14 protein-coding genes are annotated in these 20,210 nt (G+C 41.5%); 10 read left to right on the plus strand and 4 right to left on the minus strand.

Annotation, left to right across the window (positions count from 1 at the left end; translation table 11 throughout):
- Positions 1–21: 21 nt before the first annotated feature.
- The 4 genes from nrdE to M1D52_RS16415 all read right to left on the minus strand — a co-directional run bounded on the left by nrdE (position 22) and on the right by M1D52_RS16415 (position 3,913).
- Positions 22–2,139, minus strand: a complete 2,118-nt coding sequence (nrdE, locus tag M1D52_RS16400; protein ID WP_013666180.1) for a class 1b ribonucleoside-diphosphate reductase subunit alpha — start codon at positions 2,137–2,139, stop codon at positions 22–24.
- Complete coding sequence (gene nrdI, locus M1D52_RS16405) at positions 2,102–2,506, minus strand: class Ib ribonucleoside-diphosphate reductase assembly flavoprotein NrdI (protein ID WP_013666179.1); 405 nt, start codon at positions 2,504–2,506, stop codon at positions 2,102–2,104. Before nrdI ends, nrdE begins: the two co-directional genes overlap by 38 nt.
- 16 nt (positions 2,507–2,522) lie before the next feature.
- Positions 2,523–2,768 (minus strand): thioredoxin family protein, encoded by a 246-nt coding sequence (locus M1D52_RS16410; RefSeq protein WP_013666178.1) that lies wholly within the window; start codon positions 2,766–2,768, stop codon positions 2,523–2,525.
- Between the two features lie 380 nt (positions 2,769–3,148).
- Positions 3,149–3,913 (minus strand): DeoR/GlpR family DNA-binding transcription regulator, encoded by a 765-nt coding sequence (locus M1D52_RS16415; RefSeq protein ID WP_013666177.1) that lies wholly within the window; start codon positions 3,911–3,913, stop codon positions 3,149–3,151.
- Positions 3,914–4,090: 177 nt separating this feature from the next.
- On the opposite strand from M1D52_RS16415, the gene M1D52_RS16420 reads away from it, so the two are divergent.
- The 10 genes from M1D52_RS16420 to M1D52_RS16465 all read left to right on the plus strand — a co-directional run bounded on the left by M1D52_RS16420 (position 4,091) and on the right by M1D52_RS16465 (position 20,173).
- Positions 4,091–5,689: a glycerol-3-phosphate dehydrogenase/oxidase gene (locus tag M1D52_RS16420; RefSeq protein ID WP_437393009.1), complete on the plus strand. Its 1,599-nt coding sequence runs from the start codon at positions 4,091–4,093 to the stop codon at positions 5,687–5,689.
- 34 nt (positions 5,690–5,723) lie between these two features.
- Positions 5,724–7,238, plus strand: coding sequence for a glycerol kinase GlpK (glpK, locus tag M1D52_RS16425; RefSeq protein ID WP_013666175.1), 1,515 nt, complete (start codon positions 5,724–5,726; stop codon positions 7,236–7,238).
- Positions 7,239–7,462: 224 nt separating this feature from the next.
- Complete coding sequence (locus M1D52_RS16430) at positions 7,463–8,197, plus strand: MIP/aquaporin family protein (protein ID WP_377609587.1); 735 nt, start codon at positions 7,463–7,465, stop codon at positions 8,195–8,197.
- Between the two features lie 247 nt (positions 8,198–8,444).
- Positions 8,445–11,627, plus strand: coding sequence for a TonB-dependent receptor (locus tag M1D52_RS16435; protein ID WP_437393011.1), 3,183 nt, complete (start codon positions 8,445–8,447; stop codon positions 11,625–11,627).
- A 231-nt stretch (positions 11,628–11,858) separates the two neighbouring features.
- The gene (locus tag M1D52_RS16440; RefSeq protein WP_437393012.1) at positions 11,859–14,954 is read left to right on the plus strand and encodes a SusC/RagA family TonB-linked outer membrane protein; all 3,096 of its coding nucleotides are present in this window, start codon (positions 11,859–11,861) and stop codon (positions 14,952–14,954) included.
- A 20-nt stretch (positions 14,955–14,974) separates the two neighbouring features.
- Entirely contained in the window at positions 14,975–16,549 is a 1,575-nt protein-coding gene (locus M1D52_RS16445; protein WP_437393014.1) for a RagB/SusD family nutrient uptake outer membrane protein, read from the plus strand.
- A gap of 117 nt (positions 16,550–16,666) precedes the next feature.
- Positions 16,667–17,446 (plus strand): glycerophosphodiester phosphodiesterase family protein, encoded by a 780-nt coding sequence (locus M1D52_RS16450; protein ID WP_437393016.1) that lies wholly within the window; start codon positions 16,667–16,669, stop codon positions 17,444–17,446.
- Positions 17,447–17,451: 5 nt separating this feature from the next.
- On the plus strand, positions 17,452–18,405 hold the full coding sequence (locus M1D52_RS16455; RefSeq protein ID WP_437393018.1) for an HAD family hydrolase: 954 nt from the start codon (positions 17,452–17,454) through the stop codon (positions 18,403–18,405).
- Between the two features lie 8 nt (positions 18,406–18,413).
- Positions 18,414–19,094, plus strand: coding sequence for a GDSL-type esterase/lipase family protein (locus M1D52_RS16460; protein WP_437363282.1), 681 nt, complete (start codon positions 18,414–18,416; stop codon positions 19,092–19,094).
- Positions 19,091–20,173, plus strand: coding sequence for a metallophosphoesterase (locus M1D52_RS16465; RefSeq protein WP_437393020.1), 1,083 nt, complete (start codon positions 19,091–19,093; stop codon positions 20,171–20,173). The genes M1D52_RS16460 and M1D52_RS16465 overlap by 4 nt, the downstream gene beginning before the upstream one ends.
- Positions 20,174–20,210 lie beyond the last annotated feature (37 nt).

Genomic DNA, 20,210 nt, shown 5'->3' on the forward strand with positions numbered 1-20,210 from the left:
CTCGCTACTTGATACTAAAAACTAAACCGAACAAGAGATACACTCATCGATAGAAGCTTTTCTCGTACGCGTATAATATAGTGACTTCAATCCCATTTTATGAGCATATATATAGTACTTAGCTAAATCTCTCGTTGTATCTTTCGAATTGGTATGCAAAATAGTTGAAATACCTTGATCCACATGCCTTTGTATAACAGATATCAAACGCAACACATTATTTTGATCCATATCGTAGGCCGATTTATAATAAAAATAGTTGTCGTTATTTAGATAAGGCATAGGATAATAGGTCGTGCTATCACCGTATTCCCGAACCTCTATTGTATCTACTACCGGCATAACAGAAGCTGTTGCGTTCATAATGTAGGAAGTAGATTGATTAGGAGCAATGGCCATGCGGTAAGCATGGTATACGCCATGTTGCATAACATCCTGCTTTAGTTTCTCCCATGCAGCACGGTCCGGGATTGTTATTCCTTCAAATAATTCTTTAACGCGATCACTTACCGGGAAATAATCATTATTTATGTATTTGTCGAAATAAGCGCCATTGGCATAATCCGAATTCTCAAAACCTTTAAATGTCACGCCCCGCTCTTTGGCGATTTCCATGGAACACTCCAACGAATAGAAATTTACCATCATAAAGAATACGTTACAGAAATCGAGCGCCTCTTTGCTTTCGTAGGTAATAAAGTTCTTAGCAAGGAAACCGTGTAAATTCATGGCTCCCAAACCTACGCTATGTAGTTCGCGATTGGCTTTTTGTATCGTCGGGACCATTTTAATATCTGTCATATCGGATACGACTGTCAACGACCGCATTGCTGTTTTTACGACTTCTTTTATGCGGCGGTTTTCCATTGTGGTAGCAATGTTAAGCGAGCCTAGATTGCAGGAAATACCGTAACGAATGGTATCTTCTTCATGGTATGGGTTGATATCCGAAACCTCTGACAGTTGCATAATTTCCGTACACAAGTTTGAGAACTTCACTGATCCAATCCCATTCAGTGCATGCCCCCGATTGGCATTATCTTTAAAGAAGAGGTAGGGATAGCCACTTTCTTTTTGTGTTTGAGCAACTTTAATCAGTAAATGACGTGCATTGATTTTGCGTTTCTTCACTTTCGGATTGCTCACCAGTTCATCATACATTTTGGTCATGTCCATTTCATCTAGGTATTGACCATATTCCTGATAGACCGTATGCGGGTAGAAAAGATAGCAAACCTCATCGTGTTCTGCAATTTGCATGAACTTGTCCGGAATGATAACACCGATTGACAAGGATTTGATGCGCGACTTCTCATCCACGTTGATTTTCTTGCAATCCAAAAATTCTTCAATATCGCTATGGAAAACGTTCAGATAAACAGCCCCTGCTCCCGGTCTTTGCCCCAATTGGTTGGCATAAGAAAATGTGTCTTCCATTATTTTCATCACCGGCAAAACACCACTCGAACGTCCTTCCACGCCTTTTATGGCTTCACCGCGGGCTCTCACTTTAGAAATATTAAAAGAGACTCCTCCTCCAATAGAAGACAGCTTCATCGCTTCGTCAATGGCATAACTGATACCACTCAAACTATCGCCTATCTCATCCAAAAAACAAGAAACCAGTTCACCGGAACGTAGCTTGCCGGCATTGAGGAAAGTAGGTGTCGCGGGCTGGTATTCCTGATTAATCAATATCTCAGCATACTCCAACGCGCGATTCAAATCGCCCGATGCCAGATAAAGGGAAACACATACCACGCGGTCTTCATAACGCTCTAAGAATTTTTCACCGCTATCATCTCGTAAAGCATAGCTTTGAAAAAACTTAAAAGCACTCATGAAAGAAGGAAACCTAAACTTTTTCGCATACACAAAGTCGTATACCTCCTTCATTTGCTCGAAAGAATAATGCGCATAGAAATTGATATAATATTTGTTTTCAATCAAATAATCTATCTTTTCCTTCAAGGTATAAAAGAATACCGTATTCTTATTTACATAATCCAAAAAGTATGACCTTACCGCTTCCTTATCCTTATAAAGGCGAAAATCGTCGTCATCTTTCGTCATGATCTCGTTATTCAGGAGTATCCACTTTTTAGCTATGTTCGCATTCTTTGTTACTGTGGTATTCATGGTATTCGTTTATCTTGTTAATAAATTGTTGAACATCATCGGTACTGCCCGAGAGTTCAAACTTAAATAATACGGGGAGTTGGTAGATCGCTGCAACGGTATCTGCCGCTCTGCCATAGTTGAGTCCCCAATTTTTATTTCCACTGGCAGAAACCGTCTTTATCAAATCATGGTTTTGCTGCATGAACTTATCTGTTACCACGGGCACCTCACCCCTTCCGGTAGTAAATGTGATGAGATGGCCCGGCTGAGAAATCGACAGGTTTTCAGAAATTCGTCGGATGGACCAACCTGTTCTGGCCTCTAGCTTATGCACAAATCGATCTACATTTCCGGTTTTACTATCGTAATAGATCCAATGTTGCATAACCGAAGATCTTTATCTACGCTTGCTGCAGACTGCTAATGGCTAATAATTCCTCAGGCTTGAAACCGATGACACGCTTCACTTCCTCGTTCTCTTTGGTTACGATAACGGTTGGCACCGTTCGCACCCTGAATCGCATGGCTACTTCGGGATTCTCAAAAGGGTTTACTTTTTCGTAGTTAATACCCTTATTATCTAGAAATTCTGACACCATATTGCAAGGCGCGCAATTATCTTTTTCGAATTTTATAACTCTTATCATAGCCTTATTATTTTTTGTTGTAAATAGAGGGTAAGTGCAAAGGTGCACCTTAACATTTAGAATCAGTGTAAATAATTTTCAACACAGGGTGGATTAATCCACATTTCTTTATTTGAAGAAAATTGGTATGATTTTTATTTTGAGGGATGGATGTTATTAGTTGTTAGGCTTTAGGCCATAAGCAGTAAGCTTTAAGCTTGCATGGTCCATGACATTGGCTCATCGGCTAATTTGCAGTAAGGCTTTAGGCCATAAGCAGTAAGCTTTAAGCTTGCATGGTCCATGACATTGGCTCATCGGCTAAGCATCACATTGGCTAATCATCACATTGCCACATTGGCTAATTCCCTACTCAACCACTTCCCTACTCAACTATTTAACTATTCTACAATCGTCACCTTCACCCCCCTGCCTTCGAGTTCCTTCAGCATATGGGATGGGATGTTTTTATCTGTAATGATTTCGTCAATTTCATCAAAACCGCAGATTCTACCAAAACCGCGTCGGCCAAATTTGGTGGAATCGGCCAATACAATTGTCTTTTGGGACACCTCAATCATTTTACGATTCAAATGCGCTTCCAATCCACTGGTAGTAGTCAACCCAAAGTCAGGATCGATACCATCTACTCCCAGAAATAGTTTACTACAGAAAAAATCTTCCAATATTTTTTCGGCATACGGTCCTGCTACGGAAGCTGAACTCGATCGCATCATGCCCCCTAGTTGAAGAATTTCTACGTTCGAATGCCTGTTTAATTCTATTGCAACCTGAAGAGCTGATGTTACGACGGTTAGATTTCCCTGCGGGTGAATATGCCTCGCCATTGCTAACACAGTCGTCCCCGATGCAATAATAATAGAATCGTTGGGTACCACCAGGGATGCTGCCATCTCTGCTATGAGCGCCTTCTCTTCCGACTGCAACTTCTCTTTTTCAACCACGGATCGGTCAATTGTATAGGGATTATTCAGGGTAGCACCTCCGTGGGTACGAAAAAGCATCTGTCTTTCTTCCAGCAATTTTAAATCCTTTCGGATCGTTACAGTCGACACGTCGAGTTCCTTTCCTAGATCCAACACATTGATAGACCCTTTTTCCTGCAGTCGTTTAAGAATAATCTGATGACGCTCTACACTATTCATAGCATTTATTTTGCGCTAATTTAACTTTTTTGCCTGAATACACAAGAATAGCAAGTCGTTTCATTTTATTTCGAAATTATTTCGAAAGATTATTTTTGATTTCTTAAAAGGATGATTTAACTTTGCTATACAAACCAATTGATAAAAAAAGAAAGAATAGCTAAATTGGGCACCCACATGCAAGAAAACACCATTCTCCAACACACATTCAGCCGTAACGTTAGTTTAGGGCAGCTAAGTCAAAACAGTCTTTGGGATATCGCCATCATTGGAGGTGGAGCAACTGGCCTTGGCATAGCAGTCGATGCGGCTAGCCGAGGTTATAAGACGCTACTGGTAGAACAGGCAGACTTCGCTAAAGGCACTTCCAGTCGAAGCACCAAGTTGGTTCATGGGGGTGTACGATATCTTGCACAAGGTGATATCAAGCTTGTTTACGGTGCGCTCCGGGAAAGGGGAATTATTTTCAAAAATGCGCCTCATTTGGCACATGCGCAAAGTTTCGTCATACCATGCTACACCTGGTTTGCGCAACTGAAATTTTTAATAGGACTCAAGATTTACGATTGGATGGCAGGCAAATATCGCATCGGGAGGTCGTCCCTTCTGTCCAAAAAAGAAGTTACCACTCGTATACAAGGCGTAAAAGTCAAGCACCTGAAAGGTGGTATAGAATATTACGATGGACAATTCGACGATGCTCGTTTAGCGATCAATCTTGCACAAACGGCTTCACAGTTTGGAGCCACGCTGCTGAATTATGCCAAAGTAGTCAGCTTAAATAAAGACGACAAAGGAAAGACAAATGGTTTTACGGTTCTCGATCAAGAAAGTGGGGAAGCCTATAAAGTAAAAGCTAAGGTGGTTATCAATGCCACCGGTGTTTTTGTAGACGAAATCTTAACGCTTGAACAGCCAAAACATCAAGCGCTAGTTAGGCCCAGCCAAGGTGTTCATATTGTAATAGAACGTTCTTTTCTTCAGGGAAAGAGCGCCTTAATGATTCCTGAAACGAGTGATGGCAGGGTTCTTTTTGGCGTCCCTTGGCATGACAAACTAGTACTGGGTACAACGGATACCCCACTTAATCAACACAGCCTAGAACCAAGAGCACTTGAACAAGAAATAGATTTTATCTTAAAGACTGCGGGGGAATATCTTGACAACAGGCCAACCAGAAAGGATGCATTAAGTATATTTGCTGGCTTAAGACCATTGGCGGCTCCTAAAGACGGCAAAGAAAGCACAAAGGAAATCTCACGTGACCATAAATTGCTAGTCAGCGATTCCGGACTAATTACCATTACAGGCGGTAAGTGGACCACTTATCGAAAAATGGCGGAAGACACCGTAAATCAAGCCATTAAAACCGCCAATATCGCTTTTCAGCCATGTAAAACAGTCGACATCCGAATTCATGGTGCAGACATAAACAATCACGAACAAGGTCATTGGACCGTTTATGGCTCAGATGCCGAAAAAATCAAAAGCCTGATATCAGAAGAAAATGGATTGGGAGAAAAGCTGCATGTCAACTATCCGCATGTTAAAGCAGAAGTAGTATGGGCTATCCGCGAAGAAATGGCACGTACGATTGAAGATGTGCTGGCTAGGCGAATACGCATGCTTTTTCTCGATGCAAAAGCTGCTATAGAAATGGCCCCAACCGTTGCCCAAATAATGGCCAGTGAGCTAGGGAAAGATGCAAATTGGATAAAGGAACAACTTATGGAATTTGACACGCTTGCCAAAGGTTACCTTATTGGTTTACAATAATAAGTCGATACAAACTAACATTATAAAATAAAATATGAGCCAAAGCAAATATATACTTTCACTTGATCAAGGCACAACAAGTTCTCGTGCTATTATTTTTAACCACCAGGGAGAGATTGTATCCATCGCGCAAAAAGAGTTTACACAGTTTTATCCTAAATCCGGGTGGGTAGAACATGATCCGCGAGAAATTTGGTCTTCGCAAATAGCCGTTATCGCCGAGGCCTTGGTAAAGGCAGAAGTTAAATCAGTAGATATAGCGGCCATCGGGATTACTAACCAACGCGAAACAACAATTGTTTGGGATCGTGAAACCGGCAAGCCTATTTATAACGCCATTGTCTGGCAAGACAGACGAACCGCTCCCTATTGCGACGAACTTAAAGAACAAGGTTATGAGGAGCTTATCAGAAAGAAAACCGGATTATTAATAGACTCTTACTTCTCCGCAACAAAGATCCGTTGGATCTTGAATAACGTAGATGGAGCGAGAGAAAAGGCCGAAAACGGAAAGCTACTCTTCGGTACCGTTGATAGCTGGCTTATATATAATTTGACGGATGGAGAAAAGCATGTTACTGATGTAACAAATGCATCCCGTACGATGCTATATAATATTTCAACCATGCAATGGGATAAAGAACTGTTGGATCTTTTTGAAATACCCGCAAGCATGCTTCCAGAAGTTAAGTCATCGAGCGAAATCTATGGACAAACCGCAGGAAAAATACTGACTGATCGCATTCCGATAGCCGGCATTGCAGGCGACCAACAGGCTGCACTCTTCGGACAATTATGTACAAGCGAAGGAATGGTAAAAAACACTTATGGGACAGGTTGCTTTATGCTAATGAATATCGGCAATAAACCAATCGTTTCAAAGAATAATTTGGTGACTACCATAGCATGGAAAATCGGCAGCCAGGTGACTTACGCCTTAGAAGGTAGCATTTTTATTGCCGGGGCCATCGTACAGTGGCTTCGTGATGGTCTGGGCATTATTAAATCGTCTGAAGAAGTGGAGGCCTTAGCCAGTAAGGTGGAAGATACGGACGGTGTATATCTAGTTCCTGCCTTTGCGGGTCTCGGTGCTCCGCATTGGGATTCCTACGCTAGAGGGACAATGGTTGGATTGACAAGAGGTAGCAATGCGTCCCACATTGCTCGCGCCGCGTTGGAAGGAATCGCTTTCCAAACAGTTGACATATTAAAGGCTATGGAAGCAGATGCAGGAAAAGAAATCCACGAATTACGTGTAGACGGTGGCGCTACTAACAACAATCTGCTTATGCAATTCCAGGCAGATATTTTGCAAGCAGCGGTCGTACGACCGAAAATCACCGAGATTACGGCTATCGGAGCAGCTTATCTTGCAGGCTTAGCGGTTGGCTATTGGAAAGACATGGATGATTTGAAAGATCAATGGCAAATCGACAAAACCTTTAAACCAGATGTTAAAATCGATATTGAAAATCGTATGCAAGCTTGGCATCGCGCTGTCGAAGCGGCGAAAGCCTGGGCAAGATTGGAAAATCAATCGGCCAATTAGCCAATGTGATAATTAGTCGATAAATGAGCCGGCGTGACAACCAAAGAGGTGAGTTTATCCTGCTTTCGATACCTTCGGAATTAGCTTGTTGGCCGAAAAAGGAACTCGCAATCGGTTACAAATAATTGACGACAAATAACTAATAACCAGCAACTAATAACTACTAACCCAATAACGAACAACAAATAACTAATAACCAATAACTAGAAGTTAACAACTAAATTATGACACCTTTTATAGCTGAACTATTAGGCACGATGATACTGATCTTATTAGGTGGAGGCGTCGTCGCTAATGTGGTACTCAAAGGCACCAATGGACACAGTAGCGGCTGGATCGTAATCACAACCGGCTGGGCATTAGCGGTTTTCACAGGCGTAGTTATCGCAGGCCCCTATAGTGGGGCACATTTAAATCCAGCAGTTACATTAGCAATGATTTTAAGCGATAATCTAAGTTGGGCTACCGCCTGCTCTTATGTGCTGGCACAATTTATCGGCGCAATGACCGGCGCTTTTTTAGTATGGCTCATGTATAAGGACCATTTTGATGAAACCGAAGATGCAGGTGCCAAGCAAGCCGTATTCTGTACCTCGCCTGCTCTCAGAAATCTACCTATCAACTTAATCAGCGAAATTATCGGAACATTTGTCCTTATTATCGCTGTGTTTTTCTTTAAAGATGGTGAGATCGCCATTGATGATACCAAAACACCAATAGGTTTAGGATCCATCGGCGCAATACCTGTAGCTTTTGTTGTGTGGGTGATCGGCTTGTCACTTGGAGGAACAACCGGTTATGCGATTAATCCGGCCCGCGACTTAGGCCCTCGGATTATGCATGCCATTCTGCCTATAAAAAATAAAGCAGGATTTAATGCAAGCTATGCTTGGGTGCCCGTTATCGGTCCGCTGATTGGCGCTGCCCTGGCCTATGTTGTTTATATAATCGTCACGTAATATTTTGTTCGTATGCCAGATAGAAGATATACGCGTGCCTTTTTCAATGTTAGCTAACAATTTAATAACATATATATAACATTATAAACCGGCTGTACCACAGCTTCATAAAGTGTCTAGCTTTTAGACACACGTATTTAAATCAATTTACTTAGACTGCCATGACCAACGGTGTAATAGTTTATGCCTTTGCTTTGGCGGAGGGGTAAGTTTCATGGCCATTAAGAACAAATTATTAATGAAAATTATGAAAAGCAACATTTGTCTACTGTTATTTGCATTTATTGTAAGTACAGTAAGTTTTGGGCACCTGATGGCGCAAACAACACAAGGGGCTATCACCGGTACGGTAAAAGGAGAAAACCAAAGTCCAATCGCCGGCGCTTCTGTAATCGTAAAAAATGAATCTACGGGGTTTACCAACACAACAACAACGAACAGCAACGGCCAGTTCAACTTTAAGCAGCTGCCCTTAGGTAAACCTTATACCATTAGAGTTACTTATATTGGCTATTCTGCCTATGAACAAACCGGTTATGCCCTCAATCAGGGAGATATTTTACGTCTCGATATTTCTTTAGCCAGTAAATCCGTCCAAATGGATGAAGTCGAAATCAGTGCATCTAATATTAAGAATACCGTAGGGAACTTCGGTGCTGCAACTTCCGTTACGGGGAATGATATACAAAAACTACCGGTAAATGGCCGAAATTTCACCTCCCTGATAGACCTCTCCCCTATGAGTAATGGTAACAGTATGGCCGGACAATTAGCATCTTCCACCAACTTTACATTGGATGGCATGACGTCTCGTAACCCAACTTCAGGCGGTACCGCCAATCGCCGTGGCGGCTCCTATGCTATTTCCATGGAGGCGATACGCGAATTTAAGATTGTAACCAATCAATATGATGTAACTTATGGTCGTAGTGGCGGTGGTACCATTAATACGGTGACCAAATCCGGAACCAACACCTTTACGGGAAGCGCATTTGGCTTTGCACGGGCCGACTGGTTATCCAGTCCCTACGATATCCGTGGTAATAAGCAAGATAATGAATTCTCTACTTACCAATATGGTTTTTCATTGGGAGGACCTATTGTAAAGGACAAAGCACATTTTTATGTCACCTGGGATCATCAAGCGGATGCCAGACCCTTCCAAGTTGCCGACATCCGTTCACCCGAAGATGAAAAGCGGTATAATGTAACCCAATCAACGCTTGATCAGTTCTTAGATATTGCCAGAACTAAATATGGTGTTGCCAGTTCGCCGCAATTTGGATCTTTCGATCGAAAGCGGAGCACCGATGCCATCTTTGCGCGTGTAGACTGGCAACTTAACAACAAACACTTGCTCACCCTACGAGAAAATTTTGTCTATGACAAGAACAATCACAGTTTGGGTGATAATTCCAAAATCAACCTATATGAAGTGTATGGCTCCGTCAAAACATCCGATAACAGTTTCTTAGCAACGCTGAGATCTGTGTTAAGTCCCAAGATCACCAATGAACTCAAAGCACAGCATTTGTACACTTCCGAATCCTCTGTTCCCAATGAACAGCTTCCCGGCAAAAGTATCCCGAGAGCAATCATTCAAAATATCAGTTCAACCATTGATGGAAAAGAAGTTTTAACCGATATACAATTAGGCGGACAGCGCTATATACCGGAATATTTTTACAACAACGTATTTCAGTTATCTGACAATTTATACTACAATACCGAAAAGATAAACTACACTTTTGGAACAGACATCATGTATACCCATATGAAGTCGCTATACGGCAGTGAAATGAACGGCCGCTTCTATTTCACAGGACTGGAAGAGTTTAATAATTTAGATCCTTATCGTTATGCTCGCGAAATTGCTTTGGAAGACGATCCCAGCGTTAAGCAAAATATTTTGACTGCCGCACTTTATGCCCAGATGCAAACCAAGCTCGGAAAGGGCTTAGACATGATGGCCGGTATCCGGGCAGACTACACATCTTACATCAATAAACCGAATTTCAATCAACTGGTTTATGATGAGCTGGGATTAAATACATCCAATGCCTTAAATAGTTTTATCCTTCAGCCACGGATTCAATTTACCTGGGACATTAACGAGCAACAACGGGATATCCTTAAGTTTGGCGCCGGCATTTTCGGATCCGACATTAACAATTATGCCATGATCAATAACATGGTTTTCGACGGGACAAAGGTGGCAACCATTGATGTTCAGCGTAACGCTCCCGGTGCGCCTCTTGGCATTACGCCCAACTTTCCACAATATAGACAAGATCCAAGTACCGCACCAGGATATGAGTTATTTGAGCAATTAGGCATAAGTCCTACTTCTACTATTAACATGAACGGAAGCGATGCCAAGATACCTACCGTTTATAAAGGAAACATTTCATACAATCGACTTATTACCAATCGTTTAAAACTAGGATTAAGTCTATATGCCAGTTTAGCGAGAAACAATTATATGTATGTCGATAAAAATATGGTCGACGAACCATTTTTTCGCATTGCCAATGAAGCGAATAGAGGCGTATACGTTCCGGCATCAACAATTAACACCGCGAATGGATCGGCCGACTGGCAGAATGGGCGTAAATCAACTAAACTAGGAAGGGTGTTGGAACTGAATAGCGAAGGAAAGATCAACCAATATGCCGTTGTTCTCGATGGAACTTATCAATACTATAAAGACGGCGTCCTATCGTTCAGCTACACCTGGAACGATAGCAAAGATAACACCTCCTTTAATGGTGATGTTGCCAATACTGCTACTTTAGAATTAATGACGCCAGGCGATCCACGTGATTTAAGTAGAATGGCTTATTCTAATACGCAGTTCCGCCACAAGTTAGTAATATATGGCGCGTTACCCACCTTCTATGGCATCAGTATCGGTTTGCGCTATTCGGGAATAGGCGGAACACGCTATTCATTGGCCGTTAACGGAAACGTAAATGGTGATTTTGTTAACTCAAACGACTTAGCTTATATTTTCGATCCGAATAATAACAACGTGCCCGAAGCCTATCGGAATGCCATTCAACAGATTTTGGATAATCCGGAGGCAGATGCCGGTTTAAAGGAATACATTAAACAGAGCATCGGACAGATCGCCGAGCGGAATGGTGGTACCAATGGATTCTACGGAACCTGGGATTTGCGGATAACCAAGAGATTTACGACTTACAAATCGCAGTATATCGAGCTTTCCGGAGATATCTTCAATTTAGCGAACTTACTCCATAAGGACTGGGGCGTACAAAAAACCTTGGGAAAGCAGAATATTTATAACATCAGAGGCTTTGATCCGACATTAAATGTTTACAACTATAATGTGAATACCAATGTAGGCGTCATTAATCCGTCCGGAAATCCTTATCAAATACAAATAGGTATTCGCTACGGTTTTTGATCGGCGGTAATAGACCGCTCGAAGCCTTTTTTAATTATTCAACTATTATATGATTTCGGGAACATCCTTAATCATTTGCTTTCGTTTCAAGGACACACCTTTCATTCAATAAATATTTTATATCAAATGAAACATTATGAAACCTACGTAATTTTCAGAAAACAAAAGAAGAAATCATTAGTCATGCCTCTCGCTTAGGGTAGAGCCTGTTCATAATAAAAGAAAAAACAAATGAAAAAAATTAAAACCAGACCACTAAAACAAAGAAGTTTGATCTTTGCCGATTATAGGTTTCGGTGCCTATTAGCATTCCTATTATACGCGGCCACGGCTTATAGTCAACAAACCTTTACTATTCAAGGTACTGTAAAAGCCACAGACACGAAAGAGTCGTTACCAGGTGTATCTATCGTTGCCAACAATAAAGCTATTGCCATTTCCGACGCCAATGGAAATTTTGCTGTTAAAGTTAATGCTAATACCAGCATAATTTTCAAATATGTCGGTTATCGACCCTATACATTGAATGTGACAAGTAATTTAACAAAGCTTTCAATCAGCTTAGAATCAGCGAACACTTTGTTAGAAGATGTTGTCGTCGTTGGATATGGTACGCAAAAAAAGGAAAATGTAACAGGTTCCGTCAGTACCTTAGATATGAAGGAAAAAGAAGGATCGCCAACTACAAACATCAGTAATGCATTAGCAGGGATGCCTGGAATGTTCGTTCGACTTGGCCAAAGTCAACCGGGAATTGATCGATCGGAAATTAGGATTCGAGGCATGGGTACACTTAGCAATAATAACCCCCTCGTTCTGGTTAATGGCATCGAATACTCGATGGACGAACTAAATCCCGATGATATTCAAACCGTAACGGTACTGAAAGATGCATCAGCGGCAATATATGGATCAAGAGCTGCCAACGGTGTTATCTTAATTACGACCAAAAAGGGAACTGGGGTATCACAAGTGAATTATAATTATTACAACGGTATTCAAAATCCTACACGAATGCCCGACGTCATCTGGGATCCGATTCAATACATGCGTTTAAAAAACCAAGCACTCGCCAACCAAGGACAGGCCCCCGTTTATTCGGACAGTCAAATTGAAGAATACCAGGCTGGAATGGCATCAGATCCTCATACCTACCCAGCCAACAATTGGTTTGACATCGCTTTAAAAGACGGCAACATACAAAAGCACAACCTGAGCTTTGGTGGAAGTTCGGACACCTATCAATACCGCTTGTCATTGGGGTATTTAGACAGAGATGGTATCATTATCGGGCCCTCTGATAACGAAAAGCGTTATTCGCTCGGTTTCAATGCTTCCATCAATATTTCGCAACGTTTAAAAGTGGGCGCATCCATTGACGGATATTATCGAAACTATGAGCAACCCTTTTATGGAAATAACTTTTTCCAATATTTAAGTCGCACACTACCCATTTTGACAGATCGACTTGCAGATGGTCGTTACGGCAATTCCTGGTTATCTACGCCTGGCAGAAACAATTGGGAGAATCCGCGAATGATTGCCGAAACCGGTTATTCCAAAAAAATCGTTCAGCGCTTTTTAGCCTCCGTTTTCGGAGAATACAAATTGCCCTGGAACATCACCTACAACATCAAGTTTGGTGCAGACAAATATGATGGTCTCCTTTCTCAATTTACCCCGCAAGTGCAAAGCTTCAATCCAAAGACATTGAAACCAACCAATTGGAACAGCCCCGCTACGGCGCCAAGATCTAATAAAACGGACGACAATGACTTAAATCTCCACTTCTACAACACATTAGACTGGAAACAACAGTTTAAGCAGAAGCACAATGTAGCGATCATGGTAGGCTCTGCTTATGATTACTTCAGCAATGGACAGTTTGCTGCTGAAATGACGGGATACTTGGACGAAACCTTAACGGCACTGAGTGTAGGAAGCATTCGGAACGCAATCTCCGGAAAAACTACCGAAGATGTTTTGATATCCTATTTTGGAAGAGCGAACTACGATTATAAAAACAAATACCTACTGGAAGCGACTTTTCGTTACGATGGTTCTTCCAGGTTCTCCAAAGAAAACCGATGGGGTTTCTTCCCTTCCATTTTAGCCGGGTGGCGTATTGATCAGGAAAATTTCTTTAACTCAAACACCATCAATTTATTAAAGTTACGCGCCTCGGTTGGCCGCTTAGGAAATCAGGCTGTCGAGCTATATAGTTATGAAAACAACATTGAACTTAAGCAAGATTATAGTTTCGGAGGGCCGAGTGGATTATTAGCTCCGGGTGCCGCGGCTTTGGCTTATGCAGATCCAAGGACAACTTGGGAAACAACAACGACCTACAATGGGGGCCTTGATATCGAACTTATGCAAAGCAAGTTAAATCTAACCGCAGATGTTTATAAAAAGCATACGACTGGTATTTTAAGAACAGTTAACTTCCCCTCTCAAGTAGGCTTAACAGGACCTAAGAGAAATGTTGGCACCGTAGATAACACGGGATACGAACTAACGGCGCAATATCGCGATCAAATAGGCGCAGTGAGCTATGGAATACAGGGTAATGTAGCATACAATAAAAATAAAGTGATCGATTTGGACGGCCAAATTCTTTACGATTTCGACACTAATTTATCAACCATAACAAAAGAAGGATTACCCATTAGCGCTCACTATCTATTGCAAGCGGACGGCTTTTTCCAAAATCAGGAGGAAATTGACAACCATGCCTTTCAAAGCAACGCAACTAGGCCAGGCTACATCAAATACAAAGACATCAATGGCGACAATATTATAAACGGTGAAGATCGAGTAGCTTTGGATGAATCGTCTGCTATTCCGAAGTATACTTACGGATTCGGTTTTAACATCGATTATAAAGGTTTATCATTTCGCGCATTTTTTCAAGGCATAGCCGGTCTTAGAATTTACCCGATGGCAAACCTAGCTTATCCTTTCAACAACGGAGCAGGTGCCACAACCGAATGGCTCACTGATGCCTGGACGCCTGAAAACACGCAAGCCCGATTACCCATTGTGACGGAAAGTACGGGCAATAAGGACAATTTTCTCCAATCTGATTTTTGGCTAAAAAGTGGCTCGTATTTGCGTTTAAAAAACGTACAGTTGGCCTACTTGATTCCTCAGAAATGGACATCAAAAATCAATATCGCTAAGGTTAGCGTCTTTGTAAATGCAGAAAATTTCCTGACTTTTTCTAAATACAAAGATTTCGATCCGGAAACGATTATCAATTATAGCTCCTTATATCATTATCCGATGTTAAAAACCTTTAGTGGCGGCATAAATGTAACGTTCTAAAATCATCTTAAGACAAAAAAATGAAAAGTAAAAAATATAAAATAGCCGCCATTTACACGATGCTTGTTTTGGCGGGATGTAACCCGGATCTTCTAGACAGGGAACCCGATTTCAAGTATACCGAAAGCAATTTTTGGCAAACAGAAGCTACTGCAAACGCAGCATTAACCGGCATTTACGCCGTATTAACCGGTAATGGTTTGTTCGGAGGAGATGCCACTCCTTTATGGGAAGAAGGCGCAACTCCTAACGCTTATTGTTATAGTGGCGGTACCTTAGGCTACGATGCGATTGGACGTAGCCAGCAATCCGCCAGTACAGAAGGAATTATTGCCAATCGTTGGGCACAATGCTATCAAGGTATAGGACGTGCTAATACATTCTTCGCACGAGTGGGCGATGTTGGGCTCGATGCTGAAAAACAGAACCTCATGGAGGGGCAAGTTTATTTCTTAAGAGCGCTTTATTATTTTGAACTGGCTACCTATTATGGTGGAGTGCCCCTTATTTTGGAAGCACCAAATCCGGACACACAAGTAAGCATGCCTCGGAATTCCCGAGAAGAGGTGATTGCACAGGTTATAGCTGATCTAAATACGGCCGTTGAGAAACTTCCGGTAAAACATGCAGGTGGAGATTTAGGAAGAGCTACAAAAGGCGCCGCCATGGCACTAAAAGCGCGTGTGCTCCTCTACGAAGCAAGCCCTCTTTTGAATCCGAGCAATAGTTCCGAAAAATGGCAGGCTGCTGCAGATGCAGCAAAAGCTGTATTAGACCTCGCTCCTGCGGCAGGCTATGATTTGTTTGAAGACTATAGGAAATTATTCCTTCCCGAAAACGAAAACAATAAAGAAGTTATTTTCGATGTACAATTTCTATTTCCTGACGAAGGACACTCATTTGATCTGATCAATACACAATATAATTCGAATGCACCACTTCAAGATTTGGTGGATACTTACGACATGAAGAACGGATTGCCTATTACCGACCCTGGCGCCGGCTATGATCCTGCAAAGCCTTATGAAAATCGTGATCCCCGACTAGCCGCAACAGTCGTATACCCTGGGGCCCTTTTTAAGGGAGAAGTTGCAAGTGCCGACTATTATAAACAGACCGGCTACGCGATGAAAAAATATTCCATTTATGACGCAGAAAAACCACCAAAAGATAAATCTGATTTAAAGTCCGGGCAATCAGAAACGAACTTCATTGTCCTACGATATGCGGATATATTGATGATGTATGCAGAGGCACTCAATGAAATAGATCCAGGCAATCCTGCCATTCTCGAAAGCCTAAACAAAATTCGAAAACGTGTCGGTATGCCGGAAATTCCATCCAATAAAAGTCAATCAGAAATGCGCGAACTCATCAGGAAAGAAAGACGGATTGAGTTTGCAGGAGAAGCGCTTTATTATAACGACATAAGACGTTGGAAAATTGCCGAAGTTGTTATGAATGCCCCTATAAAAACGTGGCAAAACAACATTATTGAGACGAGAAAATTCAATCCGGCAAGAGATTATTGGTGGCCTATTGCGCAAAAAGAGTTGGATCTGAATTCGAAACTTGAACAAAATCCAAATTATTGAATTAACATAAAGATAGCATTTATATAACACAAAGCAATCCGAGCAAAATCGCCTATTATCATGGATAATTTGTAATTTGCTCAATTGTTCGCAAGCATATTTAACAACACAAAAACAATGAAAAAACAATCTTTTTTAATCACTGCAATTTGTTTATTTACTTTTATGCAAAGCACTTATGCTCAATTTAATAAAAACGTAGTTATTGCGCACCGAGGGGCTTGGAAACAGGCCGGTTTACCGGAAAACTCCCTTGCTTCATTAAATCATGCGGTTGAACTCGGTTGCTACGGTTCCGAATTCGATGTGTACTTAACTAAAGATGATATCCTGGTGGTAAATCACGACAGGGATTTTTACGGTATCGATATAGAGACTGCAACATATCAAGAATTACTAGCCAAAAAGCATCCGAACGGCGAATCTATTCCAACCGTTGAGGCCTATCTTAAAGAGGGTATGAAACAGAAAAAGACAAAACTGATCTTTGAGTTGAAACCTTCCAAATTAGGTAAGGAACGTGTATTGAAGGCTGCGGAAATGTCTGTTGCCCTTGTTAAAAAATTAGGTGCCGAAAAATGGGTAGACTATATTACCTTCGACCGCGACGCAGGCAAACACCTAGCAAAACTGGCCCCAAAAGCTGAAGTGGCCTATCTTAACGGCGACTTAAGTCCGGCCGAAGCAAAAGCTGATGGGTTTAAAGGTATCGATTACCATTACAATGTTTTCAAAAAAAATCCATCATGGATTAAGGATGCCCACAAGATCGGCTTAACAGTTAACGTTTGGACTGTAAACGACGCAGAGGAAATGAAAAGTTTGCTCGATCAAAAAGTAGAATACATTACCACCAATGAACCTGAGCTGCTTTTTGACATTCTCAGCAAAAAGTAAGCCCGATGATGTTAGTAGTAAACAAAATCAAGAAAGCCCTGTTTATCTGGGGCTTTTCTTTCTTATTTACCTTTTCTTTTGCGCAAACCTATCGGCCAATCCACGGTTGGACAGACCAGGTTAATCAAAAGTTGGAAAGTTTCCTTAACTCGACCTTAATTATCAAGGAGCGAAAAGTTGCTGTTTTCGATTGTGATGGAACACTCTTTGGACAATCTCCTTATTACTTAGCTGACGAAGCAATTTACGCGTTTGCCAAGGAGAATTATGCAAAAAAGGTAGACAGTTTATCTAAAGCGAAAATGGCCATTATCGATGCAATGTTGCATGGAGACAATGTAGGCGTCAACTATGTCAAAAATCGCATTGCTTTTTTAGCGGGCTTAACGCCAGATGCAGTAAAGGCAATTGGAAAAAACTGTTTCTATGAAAAATATCGGTCGAAATTTTACCCGGAAATGCGTGAATTGCTCGCAAATCTACAACACTATGGATTCGAAATCTGGGTGCTTTCGGCATCGCCGGAACTACTCTATCAGCAATTTGTAAAGGAAAACCTTGGCATCCCGGAAGAACGCATACTAGGTGTAAAGTCGGTAGTTAGTCACGGCAGAGTAACTAATCAGTTGGTTTGCCCCATTCCGCAAGACGGGGGTAAAGCGGAAGCCATTCAAACATTTATCAAGGCTCGCCCCCTATTAGTAGGTGGCAACAGTCGCGGGGATCTGGAAATGATGAACGAATCGGTGGGTATCAAACTTATTGTAAATCCCGATGATGAGAAAATAGAAAAAGGCATACACGCGGGTGACATGGATGGGTATACGGTTAAACAATACTGGGAAGCGCATGATGCCTTAACCGTTTATTGCCATGATGCCGACGACACAAAATCTACCTATATCACAAAAGAATGGGGTATCCCCCCTAATAAAAGTCATCCAAAGATTAAGCATTAAATATAACTATGTACAAGCTGAAATCACTTTTAATAGCTTATTTGCTGTTCATGGGCTTTTTAGAATCACAAGCTCAGCAAGGTTGGGATAGCACTTATCGCCCGGCCATTTACCCCCTGCTCGTTGATCAATTTAAATCCTTTCCAAAAGCTAAGTCAGACATCATTTTCCTTGGCAATAGCATTACTGCAGGAACAGACTGGAATGAATTATTGCAAATCCCGCAAGCGCGTAATAGAGGTATTTCCGGGGACATAACGTTTGGCGTCCTTGAACGACTAGATGATGTGATTGCCGGTAAACCGAAAAAGATATTCGTGCTCATCGGTATTAACGACATATCCAGAAATATACCGGACGACGTTATTCTCAATAATTACGAAAAAATAATCGACCGAATACAAAAAGGTTCACCTAAAACCCACATCTACTTCCAAACTCTGTTACCGGTAAACAGCACTTTTGAGAAGTTCAAAAACCACTATGGTAAAGACGAACATATTCTTTACATAAACGAAGGCATCCGAAAGCTAACCACGGAAAAGGGCATTCAATTAATCGATTTATATCCGCATTTTCTTGATGGAGACAATCGTTTGAAGGCCTCCTTGACGCACGATGGTTTACATTTACGTATGGAAGGTTATCAATTATGGGCAAAAATCTTAAAAGATGGAGGTTACTTATGAAATCTATTTTAAAAATTTGGGTATTTAGCTTTATTCTATTCCACCTTGGAACGGAGACTTACGGACAAAACAGCTCCTATCAACCCCCTGCGCTAACGGATAGCAATTCATGGTCAATAATCTTATTACCAGACCCGCAAACGTATGTAAAATTTAGTCGTAATCAAGCTATTTTTGACCTGATGACCAGTTGGATAGGCGAACAAATAGATCCCTTACATATTAAAATGGTTCTGTGCACGGGCGACTTGGTTGAACAGAATAATATATGGATCCCCGAAGGCAAAAATGGTAATCAAGTAAGTATTGAACAATGGCGCTCGGTAGCGAAGGGCTTTAATAAACTAGATGGCAAAGTGCCTTATATTGCAGCTACAGGTAATCATGATTACGGCATTAAAAGTGCAGAAAATCGCGAAACCAACTATAATCAGTATTTCCCACTCGATAAAAATCCATTGTCAAAAGCTTTATTGAAGGAAGTTGGTTACGATATTGACGGTAAACCAAGTTTAACAAACGCGGCTTATGAATTTAGCGACCCAAAAGGCATCAAATACTTATTTTTAGTGCTTGAATTTGCACCGCACGATGGTACCCTAGCTTGGGCGAAAGAAATAGTCAATAAACCCGCTTATGCACAACATCGGGTTGTCTTGCTTACACACTCCTATCTAAATGCGAAAAACGAACACATAGAATCAGAAGGTTACAAATTGCAAAATCCAAATTATGGAAAGGCTGTGTGGGAAAAGTTAGTAAAACCTTCAAAAAATATTGTCTTAGTTTTTTCCGGCCATATTGGTGCACCTGATGATGAAAGAGCCCATATCGGCTTCCGAACAGATACCAATGCCGGTGGGAAAAAAGTACAGCAAATGACCTTTAACGCGCAGGCCTTGGGAGGTGGTTGGCATGGCAACGGTGGTGACGGATGGTTACGTATATTGGAATTTTTACCGGATGGAAAGACCATCAAAGTAAAAACCTTCTCTCCTTTATTTGCCATTTCGCCGTCGACACAACATTTAGCTTGGCGCACAAAAGACTACGATGAATTTTCGTTTGAACTGGATTAAATCAGAAAAGAAAAGCCTTCAACCGGGGAGATTGAAG

The organism is Olivibacter sp. SA151 (assembly GCF_054130995.1).

Coding starts and splice junctions, on each gene's coding strand:
- nrdE (WP_013666180.1), bottom strand. CDS start 2,139: ATGAATACCACAGTAACAAAGAATGCGAACATAGCTAAAAAGTGGATA.
- nrdI (WP_013666179.1), bottom strand. CDS start 2,506: ATGCAACATTGGATCTATTACGATAGTAAAACCGGAAATGTAGATCGA.
- M1D52_RS16410 (WP_013666178.1), bottom strand. CDS start 2,768: ATGATAAGAGTTATAAAATTCGAAAAAGATAATTGCGCGCCTTGCAAT.
- M1D52_RS16415 (WP_013666177.1), bottom strand. CDS start 3,913: ATGAATAGTGTAGAGCGTCATCAGATTATTCTTAAACGACTGCAGGAA.
- M1D52_RS16420 (WP_437393009.1), top strand. CDS start 4,091: ATGCAAGAAAACACCATTCTCCAACACACATTCAGCCGTAACGTTAGT.
- glpK (WP_013666175.1), top strand. CDS start 5,724: ATGAGCCAAAGCAAATATATACTTTCACTTGATCAAGGCACAACAAGT.
- M1D52_RS16430 (WP_377609587.1), top strand. CDS start 7,463: ATGACACCTTTTATAGCTGAACTATTAGGCACGATGATACTGATCTTA.
- M1D52_RS16435 (WP_437393011.1), top strand. CDS start 8,445: ATGAAAAGCAACATTTGTCTACTGTTATTTGCATTTATTGTAAGTACA.
- M1D52_RS16440 (WP_437393012.1), top strand. CDS start 11,859: ATGAAAAAAATTAAAACCAGACCACTAAAACAAAGAAGTTTGATCTTT.
- M1D52_RS16445 (WP_437393014.1), top strand. CDS start 14,975: ATGAAAAGTAAAAAATATAAAATAGCCGCCATTTACACGATGCTTGTT.
- M1D52_RS16450 (WP_437393016.1), top strand. CDS start 16,667: ATGAAAAAACAATCTTTTTTAATCACTGCAATTTGTTTATTTACTTTT.
- M1D52_RS16455 (WP_437393018.1), top strand. CDS start 17,452: ATGATGTTAGTAGTAAACAAAATCAAGAAAGCCCTGTTTATCTGGGGC.
- M1D52_RS16460 (WP_437363282.1), top strand. CDS start 18,414: ATGTACAAGCTGAAATCACTTTTAATAGCTTATTTGCTGTTCATGGGC.
- M1D52_RS16465 (WP_437393020.1), top strand. CDS start 19,091: ATGAAATCTATTTTAAAAATTTGGGTATTTAGCTTTATTCTATTCCAC.